At 67.0% G+C, this 18,561-nt stretch carries 21 protein-coding genes and 1 tRNA gene; 10 read left to right on the top strand and 12 right to left on the bottom strand.

The window, feature by feature from the left end; all coding sequences use genetic code 11:
* Positions 1-448 precede the first annotated feature (448 nt).
* Positions 449-1,297 carry a hypothetical protein gene (locus C1926_RS05530; protein WP_108758498.1) on the bottom strand — a complete coding sequence of 283 codons (849 nt, stop codon included), beginning with the start codon at positions 1,295-1,297 and terminating at the stop codon, positions 449-451.
* 272 nt (positions 1,298-1,569) lie between these two features.
* Here C1926_RS05530 and C1926_RS05520 point away from each other — a divergent pair, with 272 nt between their 5' ends.
* Together C1926_RS05520 and C1926_RS05515 are read left to right on the top strand one after the other, a co-directional pair.
* Positions 1,570-1,884: a hypothetical protein gene (locus tag C1926_RS05520; RefSeq protein ID WP_108758496.1), complete on the top strand. Its 315-nt coding sequence runs from the start codon at positions 1,570-1,572 to the stop codon at positions 1,882-1,884.
* Positions 1,871-2,074 carry an AlpA family phage regulatory protein gene (locus C1926_RS05515; protein WP_108758495.1) on the top strand — a complete coding sequence of 68 codons (204 nt, stop codon included), beginning with the start codon at positions 1,871-1,873 and terminating at the stop codon, positions 2,072-2,074. The genes C1926_RS05520 and C1926_RS05515 overlap by 14 nt, the downstream gene beginning before the upstream one ends.
* 76 nt (positions 2,075-2,150) lie before the next feature.
* On the opposite strand, the gene C1926_RS05510 is transcribed toward C1926_RS05515, so the two are convergent.
* Positions 2,151-2,240 (bottom strand) — tRNA-Ser (locus C1926_RS05510).
* A 125-nt stretch (positions 2,241-2,365) separates the two neighbouring features.
* Between C1926_RS05510 and C1926_RS05505 the strand changes: the two genes are divergently transcribed.
* Positions 2,366-3,424 (top strand): DUF4241 domain-containing protein, encoded by a 1,059-nt coding sequence (locus C1926_RS05505; RefSeq protein WP_108758494.1) that lies wholly within the window; start codon positions 2,366-2,368, stop codon positions 3,422-3,424.
* Between the two features lie 79 nt (positions 3,425-3,503).
* Here the strand turns inward: C1926_RS05505 and C1926_RS05500 are convergent, their stop codons facing one another.
* Positions 3,504-4,496 carry a LysR family transcriptional regulator gene (locus C1926_RS05500; protein WP_079222336.1) on the bottom strand — a complete coding sequence of 331 codons (993 nt, stop codon included), beginning with the start codon at positions 4,494-4,496 and terminating at the stop codon, positions 3,504-3,506.
* A 125-nt stretch (positions 4,497-4,621) separates the two neighbouring features.
* Between C1926_RS05500 and C1926_RS05495 the strand changes: the two genes are divergently transcribed.
* Complete coding sequence (locus C1926_RS05495; protein ID WP_079222337.1) at positions 4,622-5,206, top strand: NAD(P)H-dependent oxidoreductase; 585 nt, start codon at positions 4,622-4,624, stop codon at positions 5,204-5,206.
* Positions 5,207-5,450: 244 nt separating this feature from the next.
* Positions 5,451-5,801, top strand: coding sequence for a ligand-binding protein SH3 (locus C1926_RS05490; protein ID WP_108758493.1), 351 nt, complete (start codon positions 5,451-5,453; stop codon positions 5,799-5,801).
* A 184-nt stretch (positions 5,802-5,985) separates the two neighbouring features.
* Here the strand turns inward: C1926_RS05490 and serS are convergent, their stop codons facing one another.
* Positions 5,986-7,266 (bottom strand): serine--tRNA ligase, encoded by a 1,281-nt coding sequence (gene serS / locus C1926_RS05485; protein WP_108758492.1) that lies wholly within the window; start codon positions 7,264-7,266, stop codon positions 5,986-5,988.
* Between the two features lie 113 nt (positions 7,267-7,379).
* Between serS and C1926_RS05480 the strand changes: the two genes are divergently transcribed.
* Together C1926_RS05480 and C1926_RS05475 are read left to right on the top strand one after the other, a co-directional pair.
* Positions 7,380-8,018, top strand: a complete 639-nt coding sequence (locus C1926_RS05480) for an energy transducer TonB (protein ID WP_108747847.1) — start codon at positions 7,380-7,382, stop codon at positions 8,016-8,018.
* Between the two features lie 118 nt (positions 8,019-8,136).
* Positions 8,137-8,700, top strand: a complete 564-nt coding sequence (locus C1926_RS05475) for an energy transducer TonB (RefSeq protein WP_108758491.1) — start codon at positions 8,137-8,139, stop codon at positions 8,698-8,700.
* Between the two features lie 81 nt (positions 8,701-8,781).
* On the opposite strand, the gene aroA is transcribed toward C1926_RS05475, so the two are convergent.
* The 4 genes from aroA to C1926_RS05455 all read right to left on the bottom strand — a co-directional run bounded on the left by aroA (position 8,782) and on the right by C1926_RS05455 (position 13,459).
* Positions 8,782-10,092, bottom strand: a complete 1,311-nt coding sequence (gene aroA, locus C1926_RS05470) for a 3-phosphoshikimate 1-carboxyvinyltransferase (RefSeq protein WP_108758490.1) — start codon at positions 10,090-10,092, stop codon at positions 8,782-8,784.
* Positions 10,093-10,164: 72 nt separating this feature from the next.
* Positions 10,165-11,370 carry a prephenate dehydratase gene (gene pheA / locus C1926_RS05465; protein WP_108758489.1) on the bottom strand — a complete coding sequence of 402 codons (1,206 nt, stop codon included), beginning with the start codon at positions 11,368-11,370 and terminating at the stop codon, positions 10,165-10,167.
* 51 nt (positions 11,371-11,421) lie between these two features.
* Complete coding sequence (gene serC, locus C1926_RS05460) at positions 11,422-12,507, bottom strand: 3-phosphoserine/phosphohydroxythreonine transaminase (protein WP_108758488.1); 1,086 nt, start codon at positions 12,505-12,507, stop codon at positions 11,422-11,424.
* A gap of 142 nt (positions 12,508-12,649) precedes the next feature.
* The gene (locus C1926_RS05455; protein ID WP_108758487.1) at positions 12,650-13,459 is read right to left on the bottom strand and encodes an FHA domain-containing protein; all 810 of its coding nucleotides are present in this window, start codon (positions 13,457-13,459) and stop codon (positions 12,650-12,652) included.
* Between the two features lie 124 nt (positions 13,460-13,583).
* Here C1926_RS05455 and C1926_RS05450 point away from each other — a divergent pair, with 124 nt between their 5' ends.
* The 3 genes from C1926_RS05450 (at position 13,584) to C1926_RS05440 (ending at position 15,723) form a co-directional block, all read left to right on the top strand.
* Entirely contained in the window at positions 13,584-13,859 is a 276-nt protein-coding gene (locus tag C1926_RS05450; RefSeq protein WP_079222346.1) for a polyhydroxyalkanoic acid system family protein, read from the top strand.
* An 81-nt stretch (positions 13,860-13,940) separates the two neighbouring features.
* Positions 13,941-14,432 (top strand): phasin family protein, encoded by a 492-nt coding sequence (locus C1926_RS05445; RefSeq protein ID WP_079222347.1) that lies wholly within the window; start codon positions 13,941-13,943, stop codon positions 14,430-14,432.
* 238 nt (positions 14,433-14,670) lie between these two features.
* A complete protein-coding gene (locus C1926_RS05440) occupies positions 14,671-15,723 on the top strand; it encodes a restriction endonuclease (RefSeq protein ID WP_108758486.1) in 1,053 nt (350 codons plus the stop codon).
* 48 nt (positions 15,724-15,771) lie between these two features.
* On the opposite strand, the gene C1926_RS05435 is transcribed toward C1926_RS05440, so the two are convergent.
* The 4 genes from C1926_RS05435 to C1926_RS05420 all read right to left on the bottom strand — a co-directional run bounded on the left by C1926_RS05435 (position 15,772) and on the right by C1926_RS05420 (position 18,554).
* A complete protein-coding gene (locus C1926_RS05435) occupies positions 15,772-16,164 on the bottom strand; it encodes a type II toxin-antitoxin system HicB family antitoxin (protein WP_108758485.1) in 393 nt (130 codons plus the stop codon).
* 8 nt (positions 16,165-16,172) lie between these two features.
* A complete protein-coding gene (locus C1926_RS05430; protein WP_108760632.1) occupies positions 16,173-16,355 on the bottom strand; it encodes a type II toxin-antitoxin system HicA family toxin in 183 nt (60 codons plus the stop codon).
* Between the two features lie 69 nt (positions 16,356-16,424).
* Positions 16,425-17,153: a histidine utilization repressor gene (gene hutC, locus C1926_RS05425; RefSeq protein ID WP_108758484.1), complete on the bottom strand. Its 729-nt coding sequence runs from the start codon at positions 17,151-17,153 to the stop codon at positions 16,425-16,427.
* A 30-nt stretch (positions 17,154-17,183) separates the two neighbouring features.
* Positions 17,184-18,554, bottom strand: coding sequence for a formimidoylglutamate deiminase (locus C1926_RS05420; RefSeq protein WP_108758483.1), 1,371 nt, complete (start codon positions 18,552-18,554; stop codon positions 17,184-17,186).
* Positions 18,555-18,561: the final 7 nt, after the last annotated feature.

Here is an 18,561-nt window from a genome sequence, read left to right as displayed (position 1 = left end):
ACCCATGCGTTCATCGGATCTTCGACCTTCCTGTCGTGGCACCGCTTGCAGTTGTCGGTGTCCCAGACAGTTGTCGGTGTCCCAGAACAGTGCCTGGCTGCTCTTGTGTTGGGTGGGATCGACGGCATAGCGACTGGGCCAGGTATCGGCCATGCCCTGCGAGCCGAAATTCAGGTTCTCGACGGTTGTGGCCAAGCTGCCGGACTCGTGTTCTACCTTTGCCAGGAATGCGGCCACCCGTTTCGGGGGGGCTGATGCCGAACGCCATGCAGGCTTCGGTCAATGGCCGTGCCCACCTGGCGGCATCGGCGGCGCTGCAGCCAACCGCCTGTCGAATTGTCGAGGCGATTAGGATCATGGTCGGTCCGGAAATGAGTAACCCCGGCTGGATGGCCGGGGTCGGGTCGTGCGCAATGGTAGTGAAACCACCCCTAAAAGTGCGGGAATGTCACTCCCGCAGCCGCATCAGCTTCCAAGCCATGCGTGCAGAGGTCAAAACCGACCGGGGCGCGATCGTGGTGGATCCTATCGAAGACGCTCCACCCAAGTAGCCCAGAAGCTTGATCTTATGCTTTCTCTCTACCTGCATGTAGCGATGGACGCTCGGAATACCGAACAGAATGAACACACGCATGTACTCGACGAGGTTGTGGTCCTGCTCTGGCACCGGGAACGTGGCCGAATTTGCGACAGCCTCGAGATGAAACTGAGCCCGCTCAAGCATGATTGGAGTCAGGAATCTTGACCCTAGAACCGGCTGATGCTTCTGGGAAACTTCCATGAGCCTTCGGATTAGCGACCAAAGCTCATCCCGATCTACAGATATCTCTCGAACTCGCGTCAACAGTATCGTCCAGTCTTGCTTAAGATCCTCGTCCAGTTTCGCCCGAGCATCTGGGTGCAGGCTCGGGTGATAGCGAAACACGAACCGGCTCTTTATTTCCAGGATCTTCTCGCAGTAGATCCCATACCTTGTAAGAACCGTGATCAGATCACTGCTTATCGATGAAATTTCAGCTGAAACCGCCAGTTCCAGATCCAACCGCTTGGCGTGCTTGAACGCAGACACCGACACTATGGCGACCACGAGGCCGGCGGCGGCTAACGTAACCTCCGGCGCGGCAGCCATCGCTTCTGAAAGCTCGAATGGTTTGAGAGGCACTACACCTAGAATGGTCTCACTTCCAGAGTAGAGACCAAGCGCTGCTAGAAGCATGAAAAAAGGTCGCTGAGCGAGAGCGGCCAATCCGCCGCCTACCGCCAACGCAGAAAATCGAAGTTTGTCCTTCAGTTCCATCTACGCTACAGCTCCTTCCCCCTTGCTCAGCGTAATCATAAGCGCCCACGCCGCCTCCTGCTCTGCCTCCGTCATCCGCTGCGACAGCCATTCGTAGACGCCGCGCCACTTCGAACGGTAGGTGGATTCATCCCGGCCGATGTCCGCCGCCCGGCGGCGGTCGCTTACCTGACCCAGGTCCAACCCGCCACACACCTTGCGCGTCATCAGCAGCTCGCCCGACAGCGTCTGGCCCCTGCCATCGAAGCCCTCTTCCTGCAGTGCCAGAAGCCATGACGAAGAAACACATCAGCCATCCAGAAGGCCTGCCGAACTGTGCCGCCGGCCATCGCGCGCGCCACATCCACGACCTGCGCGGCCCCGCCGCCGACGGTGGTCACCTAGTCGAGTGCGCATGTAGTGCGACCAGCAAGAGCCAGGATCCCGAAAGGGCGCTGGCCGAGTGGCGCCGCATCAACCGCGTGGCCCGCAGCGCTCGCCCGCCGCCCGCACCGGAAGTCACCGGCAACGTGGTGCAATTCAACCTCAGCCCGGTAGATCAGTCGACTCAGCGGCAGCGCGCGGGAGGCAATTATGGGCGCTGCTGAGCGGATGGAAGAACTGTTGTCGCTGGATCGCGTGCGGCAGATGACAGGCATGGGCATTACCTTCAGCCACGGCGAGATCAGGGCTGGCCGATTTCCTCGTTCCATCCGCATCGGCCGCCGCGCACTGTGCCTACAATCCGAGATGCAGGGCTGGGTTAGGCAGCAGTTCAAACAGAATCGACCGCTGTAAGTGGAAGGCTAGCTGGGCGGCCAAAGGATCTTGAGACAACAAAAAGGCCGCTATTTCTAGCGGCCTTTTAAAAATCTGGCGGAGAGAGTGGGATTCGAACCCACGGAAGGTTTAACCCTTCGCCGGTTTTCAAGACCGGTGCCTTAAACCGCTCGGCCATCTCTCCAATCGGGGTCCCGGTTGCCCGGGCAGCGGCGTATTCTCGCACGTGACGCGCATTTGCCCAAGAGCACCCTTGCCCCTGCCCTTCGCATCCGGCACGGTGGGGCATCACCTGCAGCCGGAGCCGCCATGGCCCATCTCGATCTGGCGAACCTGCGCACCTGCCTGCTGGACGACACCCAGCTGGCCGCGGTCGCCCTGGCCCGTAGCTTCGCCGGCAGTCTGCCGGTCAGCAGCGGGCATCTGGTGGTCTGCGATCCGCTGGTCCAGGCCGAGGCCCCAGCGCTGGCCGACTACACCGCCCCGGTGGGCCTGCATCCGGTCGAGATCATCGTGCACAGCGGCCGCCCGGCGCTGGCCGTGGTCTGGTTCAAACCGCGCCAGGCACTGGCGGTATCGGCGCTGCACTGGCAGATGGCGCGCTGGACGACGCAGGACCTGACCGGCCTAGATGAGGACAGTTTCATTGGCTACCCGGTCGACGCCGGCATCGGTTGTTTCATGGACACCGATACCCAGCAGGCGCTGCTTGCGCTGATCGATCAGGGCGACGAAGCATGGTCTGATGCGCTGATCGACCACGACGGCCTGGATGAAGGCGCTGAGTACCGCCCCTGGGGCCAGGATTCCCCGCACGGGCTGGTGGTGTTCACCAGCGGCTGGGGCGATGGCGTCTATCCCAGCTATTGGGCGCTGGATACATCCGGCATCCCGGTGGCACTGGTCACCGATTTCCTGTGCATCGAAGGCGGTGATGGGCGCGACGAGCGTGAGATCGCCGACCAGGCCTATCGCGACAGCCTGGCGCCCGAGGAAGCCGAGGCATTGGCGCAACTGGTGGCAGCGGTGAAGCGCGATGACGCCGATGCGCTCCGCGCGCTCCTGAAGGATGCACCACAGCGGGCCAATCAGATCGAACCCGGCTGTGGCGGTACCGCCCTGTTCGAGGCGATCCGCCTGGACCGCCCGCAGGCATTACGGGCGCTGCTGCAGGGCGCCGCGCTGCCGGCAATGCCCCAGAGCCTGCACACGAGCAAGGTGACCAGCTATCTGGACTACGCGCGCATTCTGAAGAAGCCACGCAGCGCGGGGCTGATGGCCGTGCTGGAGGCACCGGTCATCGCCAGGCCCGCAACGGTGGAACAGGCGCGGCCCGGCTTCTGGGCAAGGTTGTTTGGGCGAAGGTAACAGTCACCGGAAACAGCAACGCCGGGCATGGCCCGGCGCTACCTTTCAAAGATCCGCGTCAGCGTTTAGGGCGCAGGCCTCAGCCCGCATCCACCGCCAGCGCACCCAGCGCACTGGCCTTGATCTTCTCCTTGGCCTTCTCACAAGCGCCACCGCAATCCAGGCGCGAGGCCTCCAACTGTGGCGGCAGGTGTTCGGCCAGGAAATCGATGAACACGCGCACCGCCGGCAGCAGGCCGCGGCGCGAGGCGAATACGGCGTGGCACACGCCCTGCGGCAGCGACCAGTCCGGCAGCACCACTTCCAGCTCGCCATTGCGCACGGCTTCGGCGCAGACGGTTTCCGGCAGCATGGTGATGCCGAAACCGTCCTTCACCATGCTCTGCAGCAGCGGGAAATCGAAGCCGGCCACGCGCGGCTGCAGGTCCACCCGGCGCACTTCGCCTTCGGGGCCATGGAGTTCCCAACGCTGGCGCGCCTCGTCTTCGCTGATGCTGAGGGTGACGTGCTGGGTCAGCTCTTCCGGGTCCTTCGGGCGGCCGGCGCGGTCCAGGTACTTCGGGCTGGCCACCAGCAGTTCCTGCACCTGGCCAAAGCTGCGCATCACCAGGCTGCCGTCATCGTCCAGGCGCGAACGCACGCGCAGGGCCACGTCGTAGCCTTCATTGATGATGTCCACGCGGCGGTTGCTGATGTTCAGCTGCAGGCGGACCTTGGGGTACTGCTCGAGGAACTTGGGCAGCAGCTTGGGCAGCTGCATCTGCGCCAGCGAGACGGGCACGCTGGCACGCACGACGCCACGCGGCTCGGCGCTGAGGCGGTCGACCACCTCGCGCGCGGCCTGGGCCTCGGCCAGCATGGTCTGCGCGTGGCGGTGCACGCTGGTGCCGACGTCGGTGACAGCGAAGCGGCGCGTGGAGCGCTGCAGCAGGCGCACGCCCAGGTCGGTCTCAAGCTGGCTGATACGGCGGCTCAGGCGCGATTTGGGGATGCCCAGGGCGCGCTCGGCGGCGGCGAAACCGCCGTGGTCGACGACCATGGCGAAGTAGTAAAGGTCATTCAGGTCATGCATACCCGAGTTCCATATCTAGAACAATTCGTGGCATTGAACCACCTTTATCCCGCCCATGCAACAACCTATCGTTCTCTCCGTCGGCGGCAAACACCGCCCCTCCTTCCAGAACATAGGTGACTGCCATGAAGCTTCTGCATCTCGACGCCAGCGTGCTTGGCGACAACTCCGTCTCCCGCCAGCTGACCGCCGCGGTGGTCGCTCAGTTCAAGAACCAGATCGACGGCCTGCAGGTCGATTATCGCGATCTTGACGCCAATCCGGTACCTCATCTGCGCAGCAGCTCGCTGGCCGGTGTGGACGCCGCCGAGGCGACCGATGCTGAACAGGTGATGCAGCAGTTCCTGGCAGCGGACATCCTGGTCATCGGCGCGCCGATGTACAACTTCAGCATCCCGTCCACGCTGAAGGCCTGGATCGACCGCGTTGCCGTGGCCGGCCGCACCTTCAAGTACACCGAGAACGGCCCGGTGGGCCTGGCCGGTGGCAAGCGCGTGATCGTGGTCAGCGCCCGTGGCGGCATCTACACCGACTCGCCCGCTGACTTCCAGGAGCCCTTCCTGCGCCAGGTGTTCGCCTTCATGGGCATCGACAACGTCGAGTTCGTGCGCGCCGAGGGCATCGCCTACTCGCCGAAGCACCGCGAAGACGCCATTGCCGGCGCGCTGTCGGCCCTGCCGTCGCACGCTGCCGAAGAAGTGGCTGCGTAAGTACTGCGTTCCAGCGATCGGCGCCTTCCCCCTCCTCGTCGGGGGCGCTGATTGCGGGCCGGGAGTCCCTCCCCCATCCCGGCCCACCCCGACGGCTCCGCTTTGCGGGGCCGTTTTTTTGTGTCTGACCTGAGCGGTGCGCCATCCACGCATGGCGTGGATCTACCGAAGCACATGCAGTAGATCCACGCCATGCGTGGATGCAGCGCCATGCATAGCACTCATCAGAACGGTAGGCTGAGTCATGAACTACATCGTGACGGCTGCGCACAGCAGCGAATTTCCGCACCCTATCACCCTGCGCCGTGGGCAGACGCTGGTGGTGGGCGAGCGTTATGAAGGCCCTGAGGGCTGGGAAGACTGGTTTCTGTGCCAGGCCGAGGGGCAGGAACCGGGGTTCGTGCCTGCACCGGTAATCGGGCGCAATGCGCAGGGTGACGCGTTTGCCACCGAGGACTATTGCGCGCGCGAGCTGGATGTCGAGCCGGGGCAGCGGCTGCGCGGGGTGCGCACGCTCAATGGTTGGGCGTGGTGCGTGCCGGAGACGGGCGAGCCCGGGTGGGTGCCGTTGGAGAAGGTGCGGGCGTTGGGGTGATCGCGAGGTTCATCCACGCATGGCGTGGATCTACTGCATCGGCGCTTAAATCCACGCCATGCATGGATGCGGGACCGCGCAATGCGCGACCAATTCAGTAGATCCACGCCATGCGTGGATGCGGGACCGCGCAATGCGCGGCTCCCCACCGAAAGCCGCCGGGCGTGGCCCGGCGCTACCGGGTTCAGCCGATGGTTTCGACGCCACCCATGTACGGGCGCAGGACGTCCGGCACGGTGATGGTGCCGTCGGCGTTCTGGTAGTTCTCCATCACCGCGATCATCGCGCGGCCGACCGCCACGCCCGAGCCGTTCAGGGTGTGCACCAGCTCCGGCTTGCCGGTGGCCGGGTTGCGCCAGCGGGCCTGCATGCGGCGGGCCTGGAAATCACCGGTGTTGGAGCACGAGCTGATCTCGCGGTAGGTGTTCTGCGAGGGCAGCCAGACTTCCAGGTCGTAGGTTTTGATGGCCGAGAAGCCCATGTCGCCGGTGCACAGCAGCACCTTGCGGTACGGCAGGCCCAGCTTTTCCAGCACGACTTCGGCGCAGCGGGTCATGCGGGTGTGCTCGGCATCGCTCTCTTCCGGGCGGCAGACCGACACCAGCTCGACCTTCTCGAACTGGTGCTGGCGGATCATGCCGCGCACGTCGCGGCCACCGCTGCCGGCTTCGGCGCGGAAGCACATCGAATGGGCGGTCACGCGCAGCGGCAGGCGCTCGGCGTCGACGATCTCGTCGCGCACCAGGTTGGTCAGCGGCACTTCCGAGGTCGGGATCAGGTAGCGCGTGGAATCGCCCACGGCGGTCTTGAACAGATCGTCCTCGAACTTCGGCAGCTGGCCGGTGCCACGCAGCGAATCGGCGTTGACCAGCAACGGCACGTTGGTTTCTTCATAGCCGTGCTCACCGGCGTGCAGGTCCAGCATGAACTGGGCCAGGGCACGGTGCAGGCGCGCGATCTGGCCGCGCAGCACGGTGAAGCGCGAGCCCGACAGCTTGGCGGCGGTTTCCGCGTCCAGGCCGGCGTTGCGGGCGCCCAGCTCGACGTGGTCCAGCACCGGGAAATCGAAGGTGCGCGGGGTGCCCCAGCGCGCCTGTTCGACATTGTCGTTCTCATCGGCGCCCGCCGGCACGTCATCGGCCGGCAGGTTCGGAATGCCCGCGGCGATGATGTCGATCTTTTCGCGCAGCTCGTCCAGCGCCACTTCTGAGGCCTTCAGCTCATCGGCGAACGCGGCCACTTCAGCCATGATGGCCGAGACGTCCTCGCCCTTGGCTTTGGCCTGGCCGATGGCCTTGGAACGGCTGTTGCGCAGGCTCTGCAGCTCCTGGGTCCGCACCTGGATGCGCTTGCGATCGGCCTCCAGGGACTCCAGGGCAGACACGTCGAGCTCGAAGCCGCGGCTGGTGCGCAGGCGTTCGGCGAGGTCGGCGGGCTGGTGGCGGAGCAGGGCTGGATCAAGCATGGCAGGTGTCGTGGTGGGTATCAGGGACGGGATTATCGCCTGTTATACGGATTTCTGCCGCCCGGTTCATTCCCGCCGTGGCAGAATCGGGGCATTCCCTGCTGGTCCGGTCCATGTCTGCACCCCGCTCATCGCCTGCCAAGTCGTTCACCGTGCATATCCCGCGCAACGCCCTGAAGATCGCCGGCATCGCCTTCGGCGTGGGCGTGCTGCTGTTCGTGGTGGTCTGGTTGACCGGCCGCGACAAGGAATTCTTCCGCGCCGATGATCCGGCCACGCAGACCCCGCAGGAGACCGCGCAGGTCGAGCCGCTGCCCGAGCCCCTGGCCGCGGCGGCCGGTTCCAGCGACATGCCCGATGCCAAGCCGGCGCCGGTGCAGGAGGAAGCGCCGAAGCTGGTGGAAACCGCCCCGCCGCCGCCGGCCAGCATTGAACCGGCCCCGGCCGCACCGGGCGGCACCGCCCCTGCCACGGGCAACAGCCAGCCGATGCCCGTGGCAGGCCAGTCACCGCCGCCGGCCTACCCGTCCGGCGCCCTGCGTCGTGGCGAGTCCGGCAGCGTGGTGGTGCGGGTGGACGTCGATGCCACCGGCTACGCCAACAACATCACGGTGATCCAGCGCAGCGGCTCGCGTGACCTGGACCGCGCGGCCACCGACGCGGTGCGCCGCTGGCGCTTCACCCCCGCGCTGAGCAATGGCCAGCCGGTGCCGGGCTCCATTGAAGTGCCGTTTGACTTCAAGCCGCAGTAACTGAACGCATCCCGGCAGGCAACCTGAACCCTGCCGGTTGCGTTGACGCAACGCTGACACACCACTACACCGGCTCGGGCAAGACTCTGGGCGTCGTTACTGACGCGAGGAGTCTGCAATGAGTGCTACTACCCATGAACACCTTCATTCCCCGCATCTGCAGCAGGACGTGAGCGAGCGCCCCCAGCGCACGTCGCCGTGGCTGTGGATGGCCCTCATCGTGGCGATGTTTGCTGCTGCGCTGATGTGGCTGCGTTTCTCGGGCCAGGAAGACGTGGCGCCGGCCCCGGTGGGCGAGCGCATGCTGCCGGCCAGCGAGACCCCTGTGGCAACGGCCCCGGCAGCCCGCAACGCGGCCCCGGCCAGCGAGCAGCGCAAGGCGGCCCCGGCCGTACGCAACCGTGAGGCGCGTCCGCTGGCCAGCAATGGCAAGCCGAGCTACCCGCCCACTGCGCTGCGCAACGGCGTGCAGGGCAGCGTGATTGCCAGCCTGGACGTGGATACCCGCGGCAACGTGACCAACGCGAGCATCGTGTCGCGTAGTGGCGAGCGCAGCCGTGACCTGGATCGTTCGGTGCTTAACGCCGTGCAGGGCTGGAAGTTCCAGCCGGCCATGCAGGACGGCCGTGCGGTGGCGAGTGTGGTGCGCGTGCCGGTGGATTTCCGTACCGAGCAGCGTTGATCGCGAGCGAGGGGTTCGTGATCGGGAGACGGAGGCTTCGGCCTCCGTCTTTTTTTGCCGGCCAGCGGCCGGCACTACCGATCATGCCGCCAGGTTGAAACCGGCGCTGCGGGCCAGTCCGTCGAAATCCGGGAAGGACGTCGCGACGTTGGCGATGTCGTTGATGCGCACTTCGCCGCCGCTGATCTGGCCGGCGATGGCAAACGCCATCGCAATGCGGTGGTCACCGTGGCTTTCGATGGTGCCGCTGCCCAGGGTGATGCCACCGTGCAGCGTGGCGCCGTCCTCGGTTTCATCCACCTGCATGCCCAGCGCGCGCAGGCCGGTGGCCATGGCCGCCAGGCGGTCCGATTCCTTCACCCGCAGCTCGGCAGCGCCGGTCACCACGGTCTGGCCTTCGGCGGCGGCGGCGGCCACGAACAGGGCCGGGAATTCGTCGATCATGTCCGGCACAAGCGCTTCGGGAATGCGCGCGCCCTTCAGCGGGGCGTAGCGCACCACCAGGTCGGCCACCGGTTCACCGCCCTGCTCGGCCGGATTTTCTTCGGTGATGTCCGCGCCCATCAGGCGCAGCGCGTGCAGCAGGCCAGTGCGGCGCGGGTTGAGGCCGACCTGCTTCAGGCGCAGCTCGGACCCCGGGATGATGCTGGCGGCCACCAGGAAGAAGGCCGCGGAGGAGAAATCGGCCGGCACCACAATATCGGTGGCGCGCAGGCGCTGGCCGCCACGCAGGCGGGCCTTGCCCGGCGAGAACTCGATGTCCACGCCGAAGGCCGAGAGCATGCGCTCGGTGTAATCGCGGGTCGGGTGCGGTTCGAGCACGCTGGTTTCGCCCTGTGCGTACAGGCCGGCCAGCAGCACGGCCGACTTCACCTGCGCGCTGGCCACCGGCGAGGCGAAATCAATACCCTGAAGCGACTGGCCACCGTGCACGTGCAGCGGCGGCGTGCCATCGCTTTCGGTGTCGATCTTCGCGCCCATCTGCGCGAGCGGGCCGGTGACGCGGCGCATCGGCCGGCCGGACAGCGATTCATCACCCACCAGGGTGCAGTCGAACGCCTGGCCTGCCAGCAGGCCTGCCAGCAGGCGCATTCCGGTGCCGGCGTTACCGCAGTCCAGCGGCGCGCTGGGTGCCTGCAGGCCGTCGATGCCGACGCCGTGGACGATGCGCTGCGACGCACTGGGGGTCTCGATGCGCACGCCGAGCTGGCTGAAGATGCGCGCGGTGGCACGGGTGTCTTCGCCTTCCAGGAAGCCCTCGATATGCGAGGTGCCATCGGCCAGCGCGGCAAACATCACCGAACGGTGCGAGACCGACTTGTCGCCGGGAATGGTCAGGCTGCCCTGCAGCGGCTGGCCCTTGCGGGCAATCCAGTGTTGCGCGTTGCTCATCGTTCGATCATTCCGTAAACGCCGGCACGCCGGCGGTGCATCAAAGGGCGCGGCACGCGGCCGCAACGGCAATCAGGGCACGGCCACCGGGTAGGAACCCAGCACCTTGATCTGCGCCGAGTGCGCTTCCAGCTCGGCCAGCGCGGCCTGCATCGGCGCGTCGTCGATGTGGCCGGCCAGGTCGATGAAGAAGCCGTATTCCCACTTGCCGTGGTGCGAGGGGCGCGACTCGATGCGGTTCATGCTGATGCCATGGCGGGCGAACGGGCTGAGCACATCGAACAGCGCGCCGGGCTTGTCATGGATGAACACCAGCACTGAGGTGCGGTCGTGGCCGGAGGTCGGGAAGATGTTGCGGCCCACCACCAGGAAACGGGTGGTGTTGTCGGCATCGTTCTGGATGGGCTTGGTGACGACCTTCTTCAGGCCGTACACGTGGCCGGCGCTTTCGCCACCAATGGCGGCCGCGTCGTCGGCATTGCGCGCACGGCGCGCGCCTTCGGCGTTGCTGGCCACCGGGATCTTCTCGGCCTTGGGCAGGTTGGCGCGCATCCACGCCGAGGTCTGCATGAAGGACTGCGGGTGGCCGTAGACGCGCTCGATATCCTCCAGGCGGCCACTGCGCGACATCAGGTACTGCTGCACGCGCAGTTCCACTTCACCGCAGATCTTGAGGTTGGAGGTGAGGAACATGTCCAGGGTGATCTGGATGGTGCCCTGCCCCGAATTTTCCACCGGCACCACGCCGAAATCGGCGTTGCCCGCTTCCACTTCCTGGAACACTTCTTCGATGCTGGCCATCGGCAGGCCCAGCGCCGAGCGGCCGAAGTGCTTGAGCACGGCCTGCTGGCTGAAGGTGCCTTCCGGGCCGAGGTAACCGATCTTCAGCGGTTCCTGCTGGGCCAGGCAGGCCGACATGATTTCGCGGTACACGTGCACCAGCACTTCATCGCTGAGCGGGCCTTCGTTGCGGTCCACCACCATGCGCAGCACCTGGGCTTCGCGCTCGGGGCGGTAGTAATCGACGGCGGCGGCAAGCTTGCCCTTGGCCTTGCCGACCTGGTGGGCGAACTGCGCACGCTCGGCGATCAGGCTCTGGATGTCACGGTCGATCTGGTCGATCTTGGAGCGCACGTCGGCCAGTGCCAGCGGCGCCTGGGTCGGCACCGGGGTGGTCCTGGGCGAGGCCTTGCCCTTGGGCGCGGCGGCGGCCTTGGCCGGTTCGGCCTTGGCGGACTCGCCCTTCTTCGGCGACTTCTTGCTGGGTTTGCTTGCCATCGGAATTCCTTGTTGCGGGGCACGCACCCGACGGTGCGCGCCGTTCATTGCTCAGCCGTTGCGTTGCTGGAAATCGGCCATGAAGGCGACCAGCGCCTCGGCCCCGGCCAGCGGCATGGCGTTGTACAGCGAGGCACGGATGCCACCGACCACCTTGTGGCCCTTCAGCGCCAGCAGGCCGGCGGCCTTGGCCTCGGCCACGAAGCGGGCATCGAGATCGGCGCTGGGCAGGAAGAACGGGATGTTCATCCGCGAGCGCGCCGAGTGCGCCACTTCATTGCGATAGAAACCGCCGGAGGCATCGATGGCGCCGTACACCAGCGCGGCCTTGGCGGCATTGCGCTTGGCGAACTCGACCACGCCGCCTTCGGCCAGCATCCACTTGAACACCAGGCCGGCCAGGTACCAGTTCCAGGTGGGCGGGGTGTTGAGCATCGAATCGCGGGCGACGTGCGAGCGGTAATCGAAGATGTCCGCGCGGGCCTGGCCGCTGCGCTCGAGCAGGTCGCGGCGGATGATCATCACCGCGATGCCGACCGGGCCCAGGTTCTTCTGCGCGCCGGCATAGATGACGCCATAGCGGCGCACATCCAGCGGCTCGCTGGCGATGGACGAGCTGAAATCGGCCACCAGCGGGACGTCACCGGTGTCGGGCACATCACGGAACTCGACGCCGTGGATGGTCTCGTTGGCGGTGACGTGGACGTAGGCGGCATCGCCGGAAAGCTGCCAGCTGCTGCGCTCGGGCAGCGCGCGGTAGCCATCGGCCTCGCTGCTGGCGGCGATGTTGACGCCGACATAGGGGCTGGCCTGCTTGACCGCCGTCTTGCCCCAGTGGCCGCTGACCACGTAGTCGGCACGCTGGCCGGCCTGGGCGAAGTTGAGCGGGATGAGCGCCTGCTGGGTGGTGGCGCCGCCGGGCAGGAACAGCACGGCGTAGTCATCGGGGATATCGAGCAGGCGGCGCAGGTCGGCCTCGGCCTCGGCGGCCACGGACATGAATTCCGGGCCACGATGGCTCATTTCCACGATCGAGGCGCCGGCACCGTGCCAGTCCAGCATTTCCGCCTGCGCCTGGCGCAGGACCGATTCCGGCAAGGTTGCAGGGCCGGCACTGAAGTTGAACGCGCGCGTCATGTCACACCTGTGGGGCAAGACGCCTAGTATGCCGCAGTGCACCAGCCTTGCGGCCTGGCGCGGCAAGGGAAATTTGGTTTCATTGGAATCCATTTTCCACGCGCGGCACCGGTAGCGCCGGGCCATGCCCGGCGGACGCAGATCAGCGCGCGCCGAACCAGAGCAGCAGGCTGAGCACGCCCGCCAGCAGCAGCGCACTTGCCAGCAGCCACGGCCAACGCCGTACCCGGCGCGGGGCCACGGGGGCATCGGCTACCTGCTCGGCGTCCTGGCCGGCGTCGTCCTCGGCCGGCAGCGGGCGCCGGCGCGGATCGTGCGGCACTTCCAGCACAAAGCGGTGCTGGCCATCGAACACGATCTGGTCGCCTGGCTGCAGCCAGCAGTGGCGCACGGCCACGCCGTTGACCCGGGCACCGTCGGCACTGCCAAGGTCGCGCAGCAGCACGCGGTCGCCGTGCACTTCCACCCGCGCGTGCTGTTCGGCAAACGCAGGATCGTCAATCCCGATATCGGCGTCGCCACCACTACCCACCAGACGCGGGCGCGACAGGGTGTAGCTGCGGCCATGGTGCAGGCCGCCGACACCCCGCAGCAGGCGCTGCTCATCGGCGTTGCCCTCGCTGGCCGGCGACGGCGACGGTGCCTGCAGCAGGCTCTCGACCTCACCCTGCAGGAGCATTTCCACGCCATCCACATACACCGCATCGCCTGCACGCAGCAGGGCCATGCGCCGCACCGGGCGGCCGTTCACGTGGATGCTGCGGATGCCGTTGCCAACCTGCAGCCAGAGGCCGCGGTCGTCCATGCAGAACTGGGCCAGCAGGAGCGCGCCATGGCCGGGATCGCCCAGCCGCACGCTGCCGTTTGCCTGGCGCACGATGCGCTGCACCCCGGGCCGCAGGGGCTGGTCGGGCTGTTGTTGTTGACTGAAGTGAACTAGCAGGTTCTGCACGCGGCGCAGACTAGCAGGTTGCTCGCCAACGCAGAAGAACCGGCGACGGGCGCTTGGCGTGGCGCCCGCCGATGCGCACAATGGCCGCCCTCTTTGATATCCCCGCCCAGCGCCAGGAGCCTGCATGTCCACCATCGATGTCCGCCACGCCCACGCCCTGCCCGATGCACAGGCCCGCGAGGCGATCGAACAGGTTGCCGCCAAGCTGGGCGAGCGCTTCGGCCTGAAGTCCAGCTGGGCCGCCGACGTGCTGAACTTCAGCGGCAGCGGCGTGGACGGCGCCATCGAGCTGCAGCCGGGCGCGGTGCGCGTGACCGCCAAGCTGGGCTTCCTGCTGTCGGCCATGAAGGGCATGGTGGAAAGCGAGATCCAGCGCGTGCTGAAGGAAAAGCTGGGCTGAACCCTGGCCGCGGCCATCACGGCCCAGCAACGTTCGTGCGCGCTACCCTCGGGGGCAGGTCCAACTCCCCCGGGAAGCGCGATGAACCAGTACGAGAATGACGACCGCCGCGACGACGACGCTTCGTTCGGCGAACAGGCCGAGCGCTTTTCGCGCCGATTCAGCGATTCGGCACAACAGGTCTGGCTGGCCGGCCTCGGTGCCCTGGGCCGCGCACAGGCCGAAGGCAGCCGCTTCTTCGATGGCCTGGTGAAGGAAGGCGAAGCCTGGGAAGCCCGCCGCCGCGAACGCAGCGGTGAGCAGGGGCCGGGCTGGCGCGACAACGTGGAGACCTCGCTGGACGAGGCCCGCGAAAAGGCGTCCGGCACCTGGAACAAGGTCGAGAAGGCATTCGATGACCAGGTACAGGGGGTCCTCAAGCGCCTGCACGTACCCACCGCCGATGAACTGGCCGCGCTCGAAGCGCGCCTGGATGTGCTGCATGCACGCCTGGCCAAGCTGGAAAACCGCGCCGCCTCGGGCAGCGATGCGCCCGCACCGGGCAGCCACCAATCGCCGGGCGGCGTGCCCTGACTGCCGATTGTTGCAATGCAATAAAGATTGTCTGACAATCGCGACGAACCCGCCAATCGCTTCGCCTGCCGTTTGTTCCCTCCCCTCACGGCTTCAGGATTGGCGGGTTTTTTCGTGCCTGCGCCACGCGGATCTGCGGGCTGCATCACAATCCGTGTCAGGAACGTCCTGACGCAATCGGACGGCGCGGCCTTTACACTGTGGTCTTCCGTTTTCGCCCCTTCCGCTCTCTTCCTGCATGCTCCCTTGGATCCTGGCCCTGCTGTCGGCCCTGCTTACCTGCACCCTGGCAATCGTCTATCTGTGGTGGATCAAGCGGCGGCGAACGGAAATGCAACTGGGGCTGCAAGCCCTGGCGGGCATGCATTGGCGTGAGTTTTCGACGCTGATCAAGCGGATGCTGCGCGAGCAGCGCGGCCTGCGCGAAGTGGCCGACCCGGCCGAGGAAGTCCGCGAGCCGAGCAGTGATTTCCTGCTGAGCGATGGCCCCAACACCTGGCTGGTGTCCTGCAAGCATGGCCTGGCCTACCGCATCGGTACGGCTGCCGTGAACGAGCTGGGCGCGGTCGCGCGCCTGGGCGGCGCCAAGGGCGGCCTGCTGATTACCGAAGGCCGCGTCGAGCGCGATGGCCTGGCCGCTGCGGAAAAGCAGTCGGTGGAAGTGCTGGACGGCCCGCGCCTGTGGCCGCTGCTGCAGGCCTACCTGCCGGGCGAGATTGAAACGCGCGTACGCGCCACGGCGCGGCATGAAGCCCTGCGCCGCATCGCCATTGCCGCGCTCGGCGCGGTGACCCTGGGCCTGCTGGTCGGGCTGGGCCTGCAGGGGCTGCATGTGGAACCCACTGCGACGGCGGCGGAAAGCACGCCAGTACCGGCCCCTGCACCGTCACCCGCACCCGCACCCGCCGCAGCCGAGGCGCAACCGGCCGCAACGCCGATGGCGAGCGCGGAGGATGTGGCTGCGCCGGTCGCACCGGCTGCACCCACCGCAGCCGCACCCGCTGCAGCGGCCGATGGCGACCGCAACGACCTCAATCCGGATACGGCCACCCTGGACCGCTACCAGGCCGAAATGGCCCGCGCGTTGTCCCGCCAGCCGGGCATTGCCAGCGGCGTCTGGCTGACCCGTCAGACCCTGGCCATCAACCGCACCGGCGAGCTGGAAGCGGTGTGGCCGCGGGTGTGCCAGGAAGTGCTGCGCTACCCCGCCCTGCGCAACGTGCGCGTGCAGATCAACGCCCGCCCCGGCGTGGACGAGCCGGTGCGCTGGCGGCAGTGCGCCACGTATTGATGGGGCAACATCCGCGCATGGCGTGGATGGATAAACGATTCCGCGGCTTCAACCCAACGCGGCAAGGTGGGCGATGTAGCTTGAACGCGATTCGCCGGCCGCCTTGGCCTGCGCATCCAACCTTGCAAGGATCCGCCGCGGCAGGCTGATGTTGACCCGCTCGACGGTATCGTCCAACAGGGCTGGATCAACGTTGATGTAAGCAAGAATCCAGCGCGTGCCGGTGGCAGCTTCGACCACGAGCTTCTGCGGCGCAGACGGCGTCGGGATGGAGTTCCCCGCATCCAATGCGGCGTCAATCCAGGCAAGCGCGGCCTCCTCCGCCGAACTGAGCGCTTCATCAAGCGTGTCGGCAGCAGAGAAACAGCCCGGCAGATCGGGCACGACCACGCCCCAGGCTGTACGTTCGTCACCGGCTTCGATCAAGACTGGATATCGCATGGGACCCTCTACGTCAGCCCAGCAAGCTTCCGGATCGCCTTTACCAGGCCTGTCCCCAGATCCTTCTTTGGATGGGGCACAGTAATGATGTGCGGGCGACGCGGATGTACAAACACGTGATGGGATCCACGAGTCCGTCGGCAGGTCCATCCCGCCGCGCGTAGTTCCCGGATAAGGTCCCCGCTCTTCATGCGTGGACGATACACATCGTACACACGCGCCGACAGAGTTCAAGGCGACAGGTGGATGCCCTCTTCGCCCTAACGCGCGCCCGGCGCGAAACGCGCCACCAGGTCCCAGGCATCGCCCAAGAACATCTGCCGCACGCGGGTGATGGGCTGGTCGCCGCGCCAGGTCAGGCGCTCGATCACCAGGCAGGCGGTGCCCGGCTTCACCTCAAGCAGCTTGGCAGCGGCCGCGTCCGCGCCCCACGCGCTGATGCGGTGCTGGGCGCGGGTCCAGGACACGTTCTGCAGCAGCCAGCTGCCCGGCGCGGTGATGCTGAAATCCACCTCCAGCACCTCGGGCACGCCCACCGGGCTGATCAGGCGGTGTTCCAGCGCCAGTGGTCGGCCGTCGGCCAGGTGCAGGCAGCGCATCGCCAGCAACGGCTCAGCGCCGGCCAGCTCCCTCTCGCCGGCATTGCCGGGCTCGGCCAGGCGCAGGTCGCGCTGCAGCAGCTGGTAGGCGTACTGGTGGCCGCGCGAGCCGACTTCCATGGCGATATCGGGGATCTCCAGCGCCACCTGTTCCAGGTGCGGGGGCTGCCGCGCCACGAACGAACCGGCACGGCGGCGGCGCTCGATCATGCCGCTCTCGGCCAGCGCGGTCAGTACCTTGTTCACCGTCATCCGCGAGCAGCCGTACTGCTCCATCAGCTCGTGCTCGTACGGGATACGGAAACCCGGCGCCCATTCGCCGCTGAGGATGCGGCTTTCCAGATCGCTGCGGATACGCTGGTTGAGCGTGGCGGACTTGCTGGCCTTCACGGGTGTGGGGTCTCAATGAGCGGGAGGCGGTCAGCCCAGCACGCCACGCAGGGCAGCGGCGAAGGCGGTGGTGATGGCCTCGCGCTGCAGGTGGCGGCCGTCGGCCACGACCTGGCGGCCATGGCGCCAGACCGAACGCAGCGCGCCATTACGTGCAGCGAAGACCCAGCTGTCAAGCCATGCGTCACCTTGTCGCACCTGCAGCGCCGGGTGCGCGGGGTCCAGTTCAAGCAGATCGGCGCTGGCCCCGACCTGCAGCCCGGCAGCCACGCCCAGCGCCTGCGCGCCGCCGTGCAGGGCACCTTCGAACAGGAAACGGCCGCTGCTGCGCGAGGCATCCTGGGCCAGCACGTTGCGCCCACGCAGGGCCAGGCGCTGGCCGTACTCGAGCAGGCGCAGCTCCTCAGCGGCGTCGATCAGCACGTTGGAATCAGAGCCGACGCCGAAGTGCCCGCCTTCGCGGGCGAACGCCTGCATCGGGAACAGGCCATCGCCCAGGTTGGCCTCGGTGATCGGGCACAGGCCGGCCACCGCCTTGCTGGCCACCATCTGCGCGCGCTCGGCATCGGTGATGTGGGTGGCGTGCACCAGGCACCAGCGCGCATCCACCGCCGCGTGTTCGTACAGCCACTGCACCGGCCGCTGGCCGCTCCAGGCCAGGCAGGCCTCGACCTCGCGCACCTGCTCGGCAATATGGATGTGTACCGGGCCGGTGGTCAGCGGCAGCAGCGCATCCAGTTCCTCGCCGATGACCGCGCGCAGGCTGTGCGGGGCGATGCCCAGCACCGCGTCGGGCAACGTGGACAAGGCGGTCTTTGCCCCCTCCAGCAGCCGCGCGAACCCGTCCACGTCGTGGATCAGCCGGCGCTGCGCGGGATTGGGCGGCGCGCCACCGAAATCGGCGTGGGCATAGAAGACCGGCAGCAGGGTCAGGCCGATGCCGGTCTGGTCGGCGGCAGCGGCGATGCGCGCACTCATCTCGGCCCGCAACGCGTAGGGCTGGCCATCGGCCTGGTGGTGCAGGTAATGGAACTCGCCGACCCGGGTAAAGCCGCTTTCCAGCATTTCCATGTAGGCCTGGGCGGCGATGGCCTGCACCGCGTCGGGGCGCAGGTGGGCCAGGAAGCGGTACATCAGCTCGCGCCAGCTCCAGAAACTGTCGCCGTCACCTCCACCGATCTCGGTCAGGCCGGCCATGCCGCGCTGGAAGGCATGGCTGTGCAGGTTGGGCAGCCCCGGCAGCAGCAGGCCGACGCGGGTATCACCGTCCTGCGCGCCCTGCCCCGCTTCAATGCGGGCGATGCGGCCGCCCTGCACCTGCAGGCGCACATCGCGCGCCCAGCCCTCGCCCAGCAGGGCGTGGGCGGCATGGAAACTCTGCGGGGAACGCGAATCGGACATGGCTGGA

The sequence above is a fragment of the Stenotrophomonas sp. ZAC14A_NAIMI4_1 genome, assembly GCF_003086915.1.
Taxonomy (GTDB): Bacteria; Pseudomonadota; Gammaproteobacteria; order Xanthomonadales; family Xanthomonadaceae; genus Stenotrophomonas.
This window is presented reverse-complemented; position numbering and strand designations above follow the sequence as displayed.

Excerpts from the sequence above, each read along its gene's own strand:
- C1926_RS05490 (WP_108758493.1), top strand. The coding sequence starts at position 5,451 with ATGAACTACATCGTGACGGCTGCGCACAGCAGCGAATTTCCGCACCCT.
- serS (WP_108758492.1), bottom strand. The coding sequence starts at position 7,266 with ATGCTTGATCCAGCCCTGCTCCGCCACCAGCCCGCCGACCTCGCCGAA.
- C1926_RS05515 (WP_108758495.1), top strand. The coding sequence starts at position 1,871 with ATGGGCGCTGCTGAGCGGATGGAAGAACTGTTGTCGCTGGATCGCGTG.
- C1926_RS05420 (WP_108758483.1), bottom strand. The coding sequence starts at position 18,554 with ATGTCCGATTCGCGTTCCCCGCAGAGTTTCCATGCCGCCCACGCCCTG.
- aroA (WP_108758490.1), bottom strand. The coding sequence starts at position 10,092 with ATGAGCAACGCGCAACACTGGATTGCCCGCAAGGGCCAGCCGCTGCAG.
- C1926_RS05495 (WP_079222337.1), top strand. The coding sequence starts at position 4,622 with ATGAAGCTTCTGCATCTCGACGCCAGCGTGCTTGGCGACAACTCCGTC.
- C1926_RS05530 (WP_108758498.1), bottom strand. The coding sequence starts at position 1,297 with ATGGAACTGAAGGACAAACTTCGATTTTCTGCGTTGGCGGTAGGCGGC.
- C1926_RS05430 (WP_108760632.1), bottom strand. The coding sequence starts at position 16,355 with ATGAAGAGCGGGGACCTTATCCGGGAACTACGCGCGGCGGGATGGACC.
- C1926_RS05450 (WP_079222346.1), top strand. The coding sequence starts at position 13,584 with ATGTCCACCATCGATGTCCGCCACGCCCACGCCCTGCCCGATGCACAG.
- C1926_RS05440 (WP_108758486.1), top strand. The coding sequence starts at position 14,671 with ATGCTCCCTTGGATCCTGGCCCTGCTGTCGGCCCTGCTTACCTGCACC.
- C1926_RS05435 (WP_108758485.1), bottom strand. The coding sequence starts at position 16,164 with ATGCGATATCCAGTCTTGATCGAAGCCGGTGACGAACGTACAGCCTGG.
- C1926_RS05500 (WP_079222336.1), bottom strand. The coding sequence starts at position 4,496 with ATGCATGACCTGAATGACCTTTACTACTTCGCCATGGTCGTCGACCAC.
- C1926_RS05520 (WP_108758496.1), top strand. The coding sequence starts at position 1,570 with ATGACGAAGAAACACATCAGCCATCCAGAAGGCCTGCCGAACTGTGCC.
- C1926_RS05445 (WP_079222347.1), top strand. The coding sequence starts at position 13,941 with ATGAACCAGTACGAGAATGACGACCGCCGCGACGACGACGCTTCGTTC.
- pheA (WP_108758489.1), bottom strand. The coding sequence starts at position 11,370 with ATGGCAAGCAAACCCAGCAAGAAGTCGCCGAAGAAGGGCGAGTCCGCC.
- serC (WP_108758488.1), bottom strand. The coding sequence starts at position 12,507 with ATGACGCGCGCGTTCAACTTCAGTGCCGGCCCTGCAACCTTGCCGGAA.
- C1926_RS05505 (WP_108758494.1), top strand. The coding sequence starts at position 2,366 with ATGGCCCATCTCGATCTGGCGAACCTGCGCACCTGCCTGCTGGACGAC.
- C1926_RS05480 (WP_108747847.1), top strand. The coding sequence starts at position 7,380 with ATGTCTGCACCCCGCTCATCGCCTGCCAAGTCGTTCACCGTGCATATC.
- C1926_RS05475 (WP_108758491.1), top strand. The coding sequence starts at position 8,137 with ATGAGTGCTACTACCCATGAACACCTTCATTCCCCGCATCTGCAGCAG.